Annotated in this window: 7 protein-coding genes; 3 read left to right on the top strand and 4 right to left on the bottom strand. The window is 69.1% G+C overall.

What is annotated here, in order from left to right; genetic code table 11:
- Positions 1-272: 272 nt before the first annotated feature.
- Positions 273-1,232 (bottom strand): hypothetical protein, encoded by a 960-nt coding sequence (locus B0F77_RS08095; protein ID WP_143466631.1) that lies wholly within the window; start codon positions 1,230-1,232, stop codon positions 273-275.
- Positions 1,233-1,438: 206 nt separating this feature from the next.
- On the opposite strand from B0F77_RS08095, the gene B0F77_RS08090 reads away from it, so the two are divergent.
- Positions 1,439-3,262: a S8 family serine peptidase gene (locus B0F77_RS08090; protein ID WP_245847882.1), complete on the top strand. Its 1,824-nt coding sequence runs from the start codon at positions 1,439-1,441 to the stop codon at positions 3,260-3,262.
- Positions 3,263-3,265: 3 nt separating this feature from the next.
- Here the strand turns inward: B0F77_RS08090 and B0F77_RS08085 are convergent, their stop codons facing one another.
- Positions 3,266-3,835: an L-threonylcarbamoyladenylate synthase gene (locus B0F77_RS08085; RefSeq protein WP_086662178.1), complete on the bottom strand. Its 570-nt coding sequence runs from the start codon at positions 3,833-3,835 to the stop codon at positions 3,266-3,268.
- A 19-nt stretch (positions 3,836-3,854) separates the two neighbouring features.
- A complete protein-coding gene (locus tag B0F77_RS08080; protein ID WP_086662177.1) occupies positions 3,855-5,036 on the bottom strand; it encodes a zinc-dependent alcohol dehydrogenase in 1,182 nt (393 codons plus the stop codon).
- Positions 5,037-5,111: 75 nt separating this feature from the next.
- Between B0F77_RS08080 and B0F77_RS08075 the strand changes: the two genes are divergently transcribed.
- Together B0F77_RS08075 and B0F77_RS08070 are read left to right on the top strand one after the other, a co-directional pair.
- Positions 5,112-6,758, top strand: a complete 1,647-nt coding sequence (locus B0F77_RS08075) for a glutamate--tRNA ligase (RefSeq protein WP_086662176.1) — start codon at positions 5,112-5,114, stop codon at positions 6,756-6,758.
- A gap of 405 nt (positions 6,759-7,163) precedes the next feature.
- Positions 7,164-9,770, top strand: a complete 2,607-nt coding sequence (locus B0F77_RS08070) for a glycoside hydrolase family 3 protein (RefSeq protein WP_086662175.1) — start codon at positions 7,164-7,166, stop codon at positions 9,768-9,770.
- A 198-nt stretch (positions 9,771-9,968) separates the two neighbouring features.
- Here B0F77_RS08070 and B0F77_RS08065 read toward each other — a convergent pair whose 3' ends face one another.
- Positions 9,969-13,547, bottom strand: coding sequence for an nSTAND1 domain-containing NTPase (locus B0F77_RS08065; protein WP_086662174.1), 3,579 nt, complete (start codon positions 13,545-13,547; stop codon positions 9,969-9,971).
- Positions 13,548-13,683: the final 136 nt, after the last annotated feature.

Genomic DNA, 13,683 nt, shown 5'->3' with positions numbered 1-13,683 from the left:
ACTGGCGCAAAGCCACTCTTGGTGCATCGGCGAGAACATCAGCCCGAAAGCCAGTCAGAATGAGAAGGTGAATTTCTCGATGAGAATGATCTGCTCACTCGCCACCGTTGTGAAGGTTGCCGCGATCTGCCTGTTCCTGGGATTCGTGGTCGGCAGTTTCTTCATGGTATCGGTGATCTGACGACTTCGGACTGCGGTTCTCCCTTAGCTCACAAGGGAGGTGTCAGCCGTGGAACCGCATTTCTGCATCGACCTGATCTGAACTTGCTCGGCTAGACCCGTGGCGCCCACTGCACGCCGTAGCCGCGGCCCTGACGAGGATGCGGGAACGACACGTCGATCTCGCCGATCTCGTCCACGGCCAGCGTCCTCGGCCAAGGCGTCAGGTCGTCGGTGTCGCGCGCCAGGGCTTCCTCGACGCGCCACACCGAGCCGGGCAGGTCGTCCCGGTCGAAGCGGACTCGCAACCGGAACGACTCGCACATCCGCTCCGGCCAGAACACGTAGGTCGGACGCATCGACTGTCCTCGTGGAACTCGCACCTCGAGTGCGAACTGGTGCGTTTGCCCCGCATTGAGGGGTCGGGGCAAACGCAGCTTCATGAGGAAACGCCGGGGGGACGGCCGTTCGTGGCCGATGAGTTCCACCCCGTGCAACACCTCCACGTCCAGGTCACCCGGAGCACCGTCGGGCGTGGGGGAGGGGATCGTGATGGACCATGCGATCTCGTTGACACCGTCGGTGTCGGCCACAACGGTCCGGCGTTCCGTGCACGCGGGCGTCGGGCCGTCCAGCTTCAGCAGCGCGTCGAACTCCTTGACGTGCCACAGTTCCGACGGCGTCACGTGCGCCGTCGACGGGGCGGGCTGCAGTGCCACCTCCACCAGGCGCTGCAGCCCGGCTTCCATCCTTCTGCGCACCGTGCGCGCCCCGCGGTCCTGTTGCTTCGCGAGCCACTCGATGCGTTCGTTGAGGAACCGGAACTGCGCTTCCTCGTGCAGTCCGAGCGGGGCCAGAACCGCGTTGCGGACCTCGACCGGGAAACCGCGCGCCGCGTTCGTCACCCAGTCGCGCAGTTTCGTTCTGACGGCTTCCGCGCCGTCGGTCTCCACGACGCCGCACACCTGCCTCAGTGCCGGCCCGACGTGCAAGTCGATTCCCGGAGTCTGCACTCCGCGCCCGCGGCACAACGTGCGCAGTTCTTCCATCAGCTGCTCAGGTGAGACAGACATCCGTCCTCCGCGCGGAAATGCTTTGCCGGGCATGTCGGGCCTACTCGCCGTGACGTTACTCCGGATGGATTCTTCTACACCGCCGGTCGCGATGATCACCGCCGATCGACTGATGTCCTGACCTGGTCTTTCGCGGTAACGTCCTGGTCACGGGCGGTGACTCCCTCCAGTCCCCGCCGACCCTGCCTGATGTGGAGGTCGTATTCGTGCTGCGCACAATAATCTCGGCATTATCCGCGTTCGCGCTGATCAGCGTCGTGCCGGCGGTCGCGGCTCCGGCGGAGAGCGCTTACCTGCTGCAGTTCCGCACCACCCTGTCCGACGCCCAGCGTCACCAGCTCAAGGGCCTCGGCGTGCGGCTCGGCGTGTTCGTCCAGGACGGCACCTACGTGGCCCGCATGACGAGCACCTCACGCGTCTCGCGGTTGAGCTACGTACGCGAGGTGCGTCCGTTCCAGGCCCAGCCGCAGATCGCCGCGCTGGGCGGTTCCTCGACCTACCTGATCGCGCTGGCCGAGCAGGACGAGCGGGACCAGAAGATCGTCGCCGACAAGGTGAAGTCCTTGGGCGGCAAGGTGGTCGAGGTGTCCACGAGCCGTGAGCACATCATGGCAGTGCTCGACGCGGGCCAGGTCGCGCAGGTCGCGAAGCTGCCCGCGGTGATCGCCGTCGACCCGGTGTCCGCGCCGGAGACCGACATGGACAAGTCGCGCGAGTCGTCCGGCGCCAACCACGTCGAGACCGCCGGCGGCTACCGCGGCCAGGGCGTGCGCGGCGAGGTGATGGACGGCGGGTTCCGCCTGACGCACCAGGAGTTCCGCGCCCGTCCGCCGGTGCAGCACACCGCCAACTCGACGGACACCTCGCACGGCACCTCGACGTTCGGGCAGATCTTCGCGTCCGGTGTCTCGCCCACCCGCCGCGGCCTGCTGCCCGAAGGCCAGGGCATCACGGCCGTCTACAACAGCGGTGACCGCTACGCGCACACCAAGCAGCTCGTCGACCCGGCCGGCCAGTACCGCGCCGTGTTCCAGTCGAACAGCTGGGGCGACTCGCTCACCACCAAATACACGGCGGTCTCCCAGCAGATGGACCGGATCGTGTTCGACCACGACATCCTGATCTGCCAGTCGCAGAGCAACGCGGGATCGCAGTCGTCGCGTCCGCAGGCGTGGGCGAAGAACGTGCTCTCGGTCGGCGGCCACTACCACTACAACACCCTCGACCGCACCGACGACAAGTGGAACCGCGGCGCGTCGATCGGTCCCGCCGCCGACGGCCGCATCAAGCCGGAGCTGTCGAACTACTACGACCAGATCGACACCACGTCGTCCAGCAACGACACCTCCTACACGGCGTCGTTCGGGGGCACGTCCGGCGCCACGCCGATCACCTGCGGCAACGCCGGCCTGATGTTCCAGATGTGGGCCGACGGCGTGTTCGACGGCGGTCCCGGCAAGGGACGTGACGTGTTCGCCGCACGCCCGCACGCGGCGACCGCGAAGGCACTGCTGATCAACACCGCCAACCAGCACCCGTTCATCGGCGCCGCGCACGACCAGACGCGCACGCATCAGGGCTGGGGCACCGCGTCCGTCCGCAACCTGTACGACCGTGCGAAGGCCGGTGGCTGGAAGCTGCCCGTGCTGGTGAACGAGACCGACCTCGTCACGACCGGTCAGACGCGCAAGTACACCGTGACGACCGACGGCAAGACGCCGCTGCGCGCGACGCTCGCGTACACGGACCCGGCCGGTTCGCCGACCGCGACCAAGGCGACCGTCAACGATCTGTCGTTGAAGGTCACCGCGCCCGACGGCACCGTCTACTGGGGCAACTACGGCCTGGACGCCGGCAACTGGTCCTTGGCCGGCGGTGCCGCGAACACCGTCGACACCGTGGAGAACGTGCTCGTCGACGCCGCGGACGCGGGAACGTGGACCGTCGAGGTGATCGCGACCGCGGTCAACGTGGACGGCCACGTCGAGACGGCCGCGACCGACGCCGACTACGCGCTGGTCGTGTCGTAGCGGCTATTCGAACCGCTCGGCGTCGCCCGCGCCGTAGCGGATGATCTCCGCCTCGCCGCTGGAGAAGTCCACCACGTGGTCGAGCCGTTCCTTGATCTCCCAGCCCTGCACCAGCGGCTCGGCCTCGTCGGGCAGCAGCAGCGTGGACGTGAGCAGCGGCTCGCCCATCGCCTCCAGCAGCGCCTGCGTCACGACGTGGTCGGGGATGCGCGCGCCCACCGTCTTCTTCTTCGGGTGCATCATGCGGCGCGGCACCTCCTTCGTCGCGGGCAGGATGAACGTGTAGTTGCCCGGCGTGGAGGCCTTGATCGCGCGGAACACCGCGTTGTCGACCACCACGAACTGGCCGAGCTGCGCGAAGTTCTCGCACATCAGCGTGAAGTGGTGCTTGTCGTCGAGCTTGCGGATCTCGCGGATGCGGTCGATGCCGTCCTTGTTGCCCAGGCGGCAGCCGAGCGCGTAGCAGGAGTCGGTCGGGTACGCGATCAGGCCGTCCTCCTGCAGGATCCGCACAGCCTGGTCGATGGCGCGCTTCTGCGGGTTGACCGGGTGGACGTCGAGGTACTTGGCCATGCGGGGCAGGATATGCCGATCAAGGTTTGAGCAGCACTTTGACCATGCCGTCGTTCTTCTTCTGGAACGTCTCGTACGCCGAGGGGGCGTCTTCGAGCGGCAAGCGGTGCGTGGCGAAGTCGTCGACACCCAGCGGGTCGTCGTCGGTGAGCAGCGGCAGGATCTCCGGGACCCAGCGCCACACGTTGGCCTGCCCCATCCGCAGCTGCAGCTGCTTGTCGAACATGGTCAGCATCGGCAGCGGGTCCGCCATGCCGCCGTACACGCCGACGATCGAGACCGTGCCGCCGCGGCGCACCATGTCGATCGCGGTGTAGAGCGCCTTCAGCCGGTCGACGCCCGCTTCCTTCATCAGCTTCTGGGCCATCGTGTCCGGCAGCAGGCCGGTGAGCTGCTGGGCGAGCTTGCCGACCGGCGCGCCGTGGGCCTCCATGCCGACCGCGTCGATCACCGCGTCCGGGCCTCGGCCGTTCGTGAGGTCCTTGACGACCTCGGTGAGACGCTTGCCGGCGCCGCGCAGGTCGATGGTCTCGATGCCGCGGGCCTTGGCGCGCGCGAGCCGTTCGGGGACGAGGTCGATGCCGATCGCCCTGGCGCCCTTGTGCTGGGCGACCCGGCACGCCATGTCGCCGATCGGGCCGAGACCCAGGACGGCGACGGTGGAGTCCGCCTGGACGCCTGCGTACTCGACGGCCTGCCAGGCCGTGGGCAGGACGTCGCTCAAGTAGACGAACCTGTCGTCCTGCGGGCCCTCCGGCACCTTGATCGGCAGCTTGTTGCCGAACGGGACCCGCAGATACTCCGCCTGGCCGCCGGGGACCTGGCCGTAGAGCTTGGTGTAGCCGAAGAGCGCGGCGCCGGACCCGTGTTCTCTGACCTGGGTGGTCTCGCACTGGCTCTGCAGGCCCTGCGCGCACATCGCGCAGGAGTTGCACGAGACGTTGAACGGGATCACCACCCGGTCGCCGGGTTTCAGCTCGGTGACCGCGGCGCCGACCTCCTCCACCACGCCCATCGGTTCGTGCCCGAGAATGTCGCCCTCGGTCAGGAACGGCCCGAGCACCTCGTAAAGGTGCAGGTCCGACCCGCAGATGCCGCTGGAGGTGATCTTCACGATCACGTCCTCCGGTTCCTTGAGAGCCGGATCGGGGACGCTGTCGACCCGGACGTCGCGTTTGCCGTGCCAAGTGACTGCCTTCATGCCCAGGGCGTTCCCCGCGGTCGTGCGTTGATAACCTGGGACGACTCTCTTTCCCCGGTTTGGAGACCCCCAGCGATGCTCGACCGTGCCGTCGTCGACGCCCTCTTCCCCTCGGACCTGCCCGAGCCGTCGTTCTGGGAGGAGCAGTACCCGCCTCGCGGGCTGGGCGCGGACGCCAAGGTCACCCGTCTGGGCCCGTCGCCGACCGGGTTCCTGCACATCGGCGGCCTGTACGTCGGCATGATCGACCGCGACCTCGCCACGCAGTCGGGCGGCTCGTACATCGTGCGCGTCGAGGACACCGACCAGGCGCGTGAGGTCGCCGGCGCGGTGGACCAGTTCAACGCCGCGTTCAAGTACTTCGGGATCGAGCCCGACGAGGCCGACTCCGTGGGCGCCTACGGCCCGTACCACCAGTCGCAGCGCGAGCAGATCTACCTGACCTACGTGCGTGAGCTGCTGCGCTCGGACAAGGCCTACCTCTGCTTCGCCACGAAGGAAGAGCTCGCGGACATCACCGCGCGCCAGCAGGCCACCAAGCTCCCCACCGGCTACTACGGCCGCTGGGCGATCTGGCGCGACAAGACCGCCGAGGACGTTGCCGAGGCTCTTGAGGCCGGCCGCCCGTACGTCGTCCGCTTCCGCTCGCCGGGCAAGGCGGGCGAGCGCACGTCGTTCGTGGACGCCATCCGCGGCACGCTGGAGCACGAGGCCAACCGCAACGACGTGGTGATCCTCAAGGCCTCCGACCAGTCCCCGCGCCTGCCCACGTACCACTTCGCGCACGCCGTCGACGACCACCTGATGCGCGTGAACCTGGTGATCCGCGGCGAGGAGTGGATCTCCTCCGTCCCGACCCACCTGCAGCTGTTCGACGCCCTCGGCTTCGAGCGCGTCGAGTACGCCCACATCGCGCCGCTGATGAAGCAGCAGGGTGGTTCCCGCCGCAAGCTCTCGAAGCGCAAGGACCCCGAGGCCTCCGTCGAGTTCTTCATCGAGGCGGGCTTCCCGGCCGAGGCCGTCCAGTACTACCTGCGCGGCCTGGTGAACGCCCGCCTGGCCGACCTGCCCCTGGCGGAAGCGCTGGCGGCTCCGATTTCCCTGGCCGAGTGTGGTGTCGCCGGCCCGCTGGTCGACCTGGTCAAGCTGGAGGACATCGCCGCCGACTACGTGGCCACGCTCTCCGGCGACGAGATCATCGCCCGCATCTCGGCCTGGGCCGCGACCTACGACCCGGCTCTGGTCTCCGTGCTGGCCGACTCGCGCGACGAGGCCCTGGCGGCCCTTCAGGTCGAGCGCGGCCCGGAGGTCGCCAACCCGCGCAAGGACCTCCGCAAGTGGTCCGACTTCCGCACCGCCTACGGCTTCTTCTTCCCGTCGCTGTTCGAGCTGGTGTCCGACCGCGCCGACGAGCGCCTGGGCGGCCTGTCCCCGGACCTGATCTCGGCGTTCGCCGCGGACTTCGCCGACGGGTACGTGGATGTCGAGGACGGCCAGGAGTGGTTCGGCCAGATCCGCGAGCTCGCCGGCAAGCACGGCTTCGCGCCGAACCCCAAGGAGTTCAAGAAGAACCCGGACGCCTACCCCGGCTCGATCAAGGAGGCGGCGCAGCTGATCCGCGTCTCCCTGACCGGCTCGACCCGCAGCCCGGACCTGCACGCGGTGGCCCGCACGCTGGGCAAGGACGAGGTCCTGCGCCGAGTGCGCGCGCTGGCAGGCTGACGTTCGTCGCGACGGCCTCTGGCTCCTACGGGAACCGGGGGCCGTTCGCCTGCGGCCGGCCGATCGCGAAGGGCCCTCAGCCGACTGCCGTGAGCCCGTGCCGCAGGGTTCGACTGCGGCGCGGCGAGCAGTGCGGAGCAGCACCGCGCCGGGTGAGACGCGGCTGGGTTGGCATGACTCCTGCCGCGCTGGGTGAGACCCGACGCACGGCAGGCGACCACCCCACCGGCCGTCACCCAGCCCGCCCACCCCAGCCACCCATCCGGCCCACCACCCCCACGGCCAAGCGAGGGCGAGCGAACGACCAGGTGACGGTATGCGTGGTTCGTCCGGAAGAGTTCCGGAAAAAAGTCGTGAGAGCGTTCCCATTGACGCGGACGTAACACGCCGTTGAGGATCCACCCCATGCATTGGAGAAGCACTCTCGCCGCAGTGCTGGGGCTGACGCTCGCCGCCAGCGCCACGTCGGCCGCCGCCGCCGCGCCCGACGCGCAGCAGCACGGGTCGAAGCAGACGGTCATCGGGCAGCCCCGGACGGAGCACGGGTGCGCCCGCATCGAGAAGTCCCTGCCCACCCTCAAGGACTGGCCCAAGGTCGAGAGCCAGCTCAAGGGGGACCGCAAGGACGAGGCTCGCATCAAGGCGATCCTCAGGAACATGACGCTGGCCGAGAAGGTCGGCCAGATGACGCAGCCCGAGATCGGCGCCATCACGGCACAGGACGTCACGACCTACGGGTTCGGCTCCGTGCTCAACGGTGGGGGTAGCTGGCCCGGCGCGAACAAGAAGGCCACGCCGCAGGACTGGCTGAAGCTCGCGGACGCCTACTGGGACGCCTCGAAGGCCACGCGCACCAAGATTCCCGTCATCTGGGGCATTGACGCGGTGCACGGCAACAACAACGTCTACGGCGCGACGGTCTTCCCGCACAACATCGGTCTCGGCGCCGCGCACGACCCGTGCCTCATCCGCGACATCAACGAGGCCACGGCCGAGCAGATTCGCGCGACCGGCCAGGACTGGGCGTTCTCGCCGACGCTCGCGGTCGTGCAGGACGACCGGTGGGGCCGCACGTACGAGGGCTTCTCCGAGGACCCGCGGATCACCCGCGCGTACGGCTTCGAGGCAATCAAGGGCTTGCAGGACAACGCGAAGAAGCGCATCGGCGAGGACGGCGTGATCGCCACCGCCAAGCACTTCCTCGGTGACGGCGGCACGACCGGCGGCAAGGACCAGGGCGTCAACGCCGCGTCCGAGCAGGACATGATCAACATTCACGGACAGGGCTACTACGGGGCACTGGCCGCGGGTGCGCAGACCGTGATGATCTCGTTCAACAGCTGGACGAACGACGTCATCAACGAGGGCAAGGTGCACGGCAGCAAGTACGTGCAGACCGGCATCCTCAAGGAGAAGATGGGCTTCGACGGCCTGCTCGTCTCCGACTGGAACGGCATCGGCCAGGTCACCGGCTGCACCAACGCCAGCTGCCCGCAGGCGATCAACGCCGGCATGGACATCATCATGGTGCCCAACGACTGGAAGGCGTTCATCACCAACACGATCGCCCAGGTCGAGTCCGGGCAGATCCCGCTGGCACGCATCGACGACGCCGTCGCCCGGATCCTGCGCGTCAAGCTGCGCGCCGGCACGTTCGACGCGCCGAAGCCGTCGCAGCGCGACCACGCCGGCGAGCAGGAGGCGCTGCTGCACAAGGAACTCGCTCGCGAGGCCGTGCGCGAGTCCGCCGTGCTGCTGAAGAACAACAACCGAACCCTGCCGTTGTCCAAGCGCAGCAAGGTTCTGGTGGTCGGCAAGAGCGCCGACAACATCGGCAACCAGACCGGTGGCTGGACGCTGTCCTGGCAGGGCACCGGCAACACCAACGCCGACTTCCCCAACGCCACCAGCATCCTCAAGGGCATCCAGGACACGCTGGGCGCCGCCAACGTCACGTTCGCCGAGACGGCCGACAACGTGGATCCGGCGCAGTTCGACGCCGTCATCGCCGTGATCGGTGAGACGCCGTACGCGGAGGGCGTGGGCGACCTCGGCAAGCGGTCGTTCGAGGCCGCGCGCCTGCAGCCGCAGGACCTCGCCGTGCTGGACAAGGTGTCCGGCAAGGGCAAGCCGGTCATCACCGTCTACGTCGGCGGCCGCGCTCTGTACATGAACAAGGAGATCAACCGCTCCGACGCGTTCGTGGCCGCCTGGCTGCCCGGCACCGAGGGCGGCGGCATCGCCGACCTGCTGATCCGGGGACGCCACAACGGTTTCAACGGCAAGCTGTCCTACACGTGGCCCGGCGCGGCCTGCCCGGCACTGCCCGGCGAGCCGGCCAAGGCCCCGCTGTTCAAGCTCGGCTACGGCCTGCGCGACTGGCAGACCGGCAACGTCGGCAAGCTCGACGAGACCAGCCCCGGCGCCCTGTGCTCCGGTGGTGGCGGTGGCACGGCGACCGAGGACCTGGAGATCTTCAACCGGGCGGACATCGCGCCGTACCAGGCGATGATCGGCTCCCCCGAGAACTGGGGCGGCACCGTGATCGGGCCCGACGGCCAGGCCTCGCACGCCGAGATCAACGTCGTGCAGTCCGACGTCAACGTCCAGCAGGACGCGCTCAAGACGACGTGGACCGGCACCGGCCCCGGCCAGGTGTACCTGCAGAGCCCGGCCGGCGCCGACCTGCGCGGCTACGGCAACGCCGACGCGGCCATGCAGTTCGACGTGATCGTGCACCAGGCCCCGGCCAACCGCACGGTCGTCAGCGCGCACTGCGTGTACCCGTGCATGGCGGAGATCGACGCCACGCAGGTGTTCCGCAACCTCCCGATCGGACAGAAGGCGACCGTCAAGATCCCGGTGTCGTGCTTCTCCAACAAGGGACTGGACCTGGAGAACGTCAACACCCCGTTCCTGGTCTACACCGACGGCACGTTCCAGGCGTCCTTCGCGAACGTGCGTTGGGTGCCCAAGGCGGGCGCCGATCCGGACGTGGTCCCCTGCACCTAGTGCCGTAACCGGCAACCTTCACCGCGTCTTCCGGCGCCCAGCAGGGCGCCTCGCGGCACCGGCCCCGCACCCGCAGCCAACCAGGATGAGGACGCGGGGCCGGCACCGCGATCCACCCGTCTGGACACCGAAATACGGGGCAAAGGCTGCCGGTTACGGCACTAGCCCGAAACCTGCATCTGGCCCGAAAGACGTGCCCTACCGGCAGACCTGCCGGTAGGGCACGTCCGGGAAGTGCTCCTCCCACCGCTCACGGGTCATCGGCGCGAGCCGGCGCCCGCACATCCGGGCGATCGCCCGCGAGACGTCCACGTCCCACAACCGGATCGTGGTGTCGTTGCTGCCGGACGCGAGGTACGACCCGTCCGGGCTCACCGCCACGGTCCCCACGTCGACCGTGTGCCCGGTGAACGTCGTGATCAGCCGCGGGTGTGCCGGATCGCCGATGTCCCAGTACCGCACCAGGTGGTCGGCGTGCGCGGTCGCCATCCGGTCGCCGTGGAACGCGACGGTGTAGGCGTTGCGCTCGAACCCGGTCAGCCTGCCGAGCTCCCGCTGACCCGTCCCGTCCAGCAGCACGATCTCCCGATCACCGACGACCGCGGCGACGTAACGCCCGTCGGCGCTGATCCCGCCGCGCGGCACGCCGTCGGCCGGCCGGAGGAACGGCAGCTCCCGCGGCGCGGTGGGGTCGGCGACGTCGAAGATCCTGCTGCGCAGGCCCGTGCTGGCCATCAGGCGGCCCCCGTCCGGCGTGAACGCCACCGACCACACCGTGTTCGGGAAGCCGCCGACGTGCGACAACTTCACCGGCTCCGCGGGGTTCGTGACGTTCCACAGCGACACCACCCGGTTGCCGCCGACCGCGAGCGTGCGGCCGTCCGGGGAGAACGTGACCGACGCGGAGTTGTCGAAGACACTGTCGAACTTGCGCAGCAGCAACGGTTTCCGCGCGTCGCGCACGTCGTACAGGCGGATGAACCCGTCATCGGACGCGAGTGCGAGCAGCGTGCCGTCCGGGTTGAACTCGAGCCAGCGCAGGATCGCGCCCGAGTCGGTGCCGATCTGCGCCAACGGCTCGCGGGTGCGCTCCGGCGTCATCCGCCACAGCCACGCCGTGCCGTCCCAGCTGCTGCTCGCGAGCACCTCGCCGTCACGGCGGAACGTCACCATCGACACGTTGTTCTGGTGCCCCGCGAGCGGCAGGTCGCGCAGCCGCTGCAACCGCATCGCCTTGGCGCCCTCCGAGATCACGAGCGTGCCGCTGTCCGGGGTGAACTCGGCCGCGTAGACACCACCGGGGATCGTGGCGAGCTTGCGCGGCCGCGGCTCCGTGACGTTCCACAGCTGCGTCGTCAGGTTGCCGGTGGCGGCGAACATCGTGCCGTCGGGGGAGAACGCGACGCCCCACACGATCGAGGAGATGTCGGTCAGCGCGGCCAGCGACACCGGCTGAGCGGGGTCGCGGACGTCCCACAGGCGGGTCACGTGGTCCCAGCCGCCGGTGGCGATCCTGGTGCCGTCCGGGGAGAACGCGATGGACTCGATCAGGTCGGTGTGCCCGGAGAGGGTGCCGCGCCGCACCGGCGTCCCGGTCACGTCCCACAGCGTGACGATCTTGGCCTCACCGACGGCCACGAACCTGCCGTCCGGACTGAAGGTGGCGCGTTTGACGTGCTTCACCTCGGCGGGCAGCGAGGCGATCTCGCGCGGGTGGTCGAGGTCGCCGACGTCCCAGAGCCGCGTGGTGCCGTCGGCGAGCGCGGTGACCGCACGGAGGCCGTCGGCGCTGAACTCCACCGAGGCGGCGCCGCCGGGGAGCACTCCCGCGGCACGCGGTGAGCGCGGATCGCTGACGTCGTAGAGCGGCGCGGCGTTGTCGGCGGTGAACGCGAGCCTGCGCCCGTCCTTGCTCAGGTCGACGGCGTTGAGCTCGGCCTTCGTCGTGACGCGGCCGAGCTCGCGCGTGTTCGTGGTGTCGGAGATGTCCCACAGCTTCGCGGTGCCGTCCCAGCTCACCGTCGCCGCCATCCCCTGGGCGACGGCGACCGCGGTGACGTCTTTGTCGTGTGCGGGCACGCGCGTGAAGTAGGGCGCGGACTGGGCGCTGAGCACGTTGTCGCGGGTCTCGCCGTCGTCGACGAGGTCGTGCGCGCCGAGTCCGAGCTGCAGCGCGAGGGTCGCGTCCACGGTCTGCGTCGCCTTCGCGTCGGTCACGGCCTTGTGCGCGATGGCGAGGTTCCGCTGGGTCGTGGCTTCCCGCTCGGCCGTGATCGCGTACCCGACGGCCGTCACCGCGAGCACGAGCAGCACGGTGAGCAGCCCGACGAGCTGCCGCAGCCGGCGGGTGGTGCGCCGGGCCGTCTCCTGTTCGGCCTCCTCGGCCTCGACGCTGGCTTTGAGGAACTGGCGTTCGCGCGCGGACATCGCGTCGTCGTCGCCCGTCGCCCACTCACGGGCCTGTGCGAGCCGCACGCCCCGATAGAGCGCCCCCGAGTCACGGTTCAACGACTCCCAGGTCGCCGTCGCCTCGGTGAGCTGGTGGTGGACGCGCAGGCCGTCGCGGTTCGCCGTGAGCCAGCCGGACAACCGCGGCCACGACCGGATGACCGCTTCGTGCGTGAGGTCGACACCGGTGTCGTCGAGCGTGATGAGCCGTGCGCGCGCGAGGTGGTCCAGCACGACCAACACGTCGTCATCGTTGTCGAGAGAGTCACGGTTCACCCGTCGTTTGGTGTCCTCAGTGCCCTCGCCCAGCGCTGTCAGCCGCAGGAAGATCTTGCGCGCGATCGCCTGCTGCTCGGCGTCCAACGCCAGGTATGCGGCCTCGGCGCTCTGGGCCAGCGCGTGCCGGACGCCACCCGTCTCCTCGTAACCGGCCACGGTCAGACGCGTGCCGCGACGACGACGCCACGTCTCCAGCAACGCGTGCGAGACGAGCGGCAACGGCGCGTGCTCGGCCTCCAGCACCGACACCAGCGCGCCCTCGACGGTGTAGCCGGCGCGCAACGCCGGTTCGGTGATCGCGCGCCGCAGCTCCTGCGGGCTCATCGCGCCGACCAGGATCTGCGCGTCGTGCAACGCGTCGACCAGCTGCGGATAGCGGCCGCAGTGGCCGTAGAAGTCCGAGCGGACGCCGATGACGACCTTCTTGCCGGCCACCGAGGTGATCGCGTCGAGGAACGCCACCCGCTCGTCCTCGTCGCGGCAGAGCGTGAACAGCTCCTCGAACTGGTCGATCACCACGAGGTCCGCGGTGACCTCGCCCCAGACCGCGAGCGGGTGCGGGCCGGGGGTGAGGACGGCCGCGGGCCGTGACGCCACCAGACCGGCGCGCAGCAGCGACGACTTGCCGGAACCGGAAGCGCCGAAAACGCCCACGAAAGGACGCTCGCGCACTTTCTCCAGCAGTTGTCCGACGAGCTTTTCCCGGCCGAAGAACCGGCTCGCGTCCGCGGCCTGGAAGGCACCCAGACCGAGGTACGGCGGTTCCCGGTCAGGATCGGCGGGCTTCGCGCCCTCGGCCACCTCGTGCCATCTTCGCCGCCATTGTTCGACGTCACCGCCGCAGGCATGGACATAGGCCGTGGTCACGGCCAGGCTGGGCAGTTTCCGCCCGCTCGCGGCCTCGGAGAGCATCGTCACCGAATAGTGCGCGGCCTTGCTCAGCTCGCGGTAGGTCGGTTTACCTGCTTTCTCACGCAACAATCTCAAGTCCGCGGCGAACCTGAGCAGCTCGTCATCGTCGGAATCCAGCGGGCGCTCGGGTCTCGGCACGCGCCGGATTGTTCTCTCGTTGTTTGTTCGGCGTCCAGTCGGCGGAACCGAACAACGCGTTCGCTCTATGAAGGACCCATGAACGGTGACATTCGCGACCTGCTCGTCGAGACCCGCAAACCCGACAACCCGCCGC

Origin of the sequence: Lentzea kentuckyensis (assembly GCF_002150765.1) — a bacterium.
Lineage (GTDB): Bacteria > Actinomycetota > Actinomycetes > Mycobacteriales > Pseudonocardiaceae > Lentzea > Lentzea kentuckyensis.
The sequence above is the reverse complement of the archived record's forward strand: the minus strand, read 5'-3'. Positions and strand labels throughout refer to the sequence as shown.

Excerpts from the sequence above, each read along its gene's own strand:
- B0F77_RS08095 (WP_143466631.1), bottom strand. The coding sequence starts at position 1,232 with ATGTCTGTCTCACCTGAGCAGCTGATGGAAGAACTGCGCACGTTGTGC.
- B0F77_RS08085 (WP_086662178.1), bottom strand. The coding sequence starts at position 3,835 with ATGGCCAAGTACCTCGACGTCCACCCGGTCAACCCGCAGAAGCGCGCC.
- B0F77_RS08080 (WP_086662177.1), bottom strand. The coding sequence starts at position 5,036 with ATGAAGGCAGTCACTTGGCACGGCAAACGCGACGTCCGGGTCGACAGC.
- B0F77_RS08075 (WP_086662176.1), top strand. The coding sequence starts at position 5,112 with ATGCTCGACCGTGCCGTCGTCGACGCCCTCTTCCCCTCGGACCTGCCC.
- B0F77_RS08070 (WP_086662175.1), top strand. The coding sequence starts at position 7,164 with ATGCATTGGAGAAGCACTCTCGCCGCAGTGCTGGGGCTGACGCTCGCC.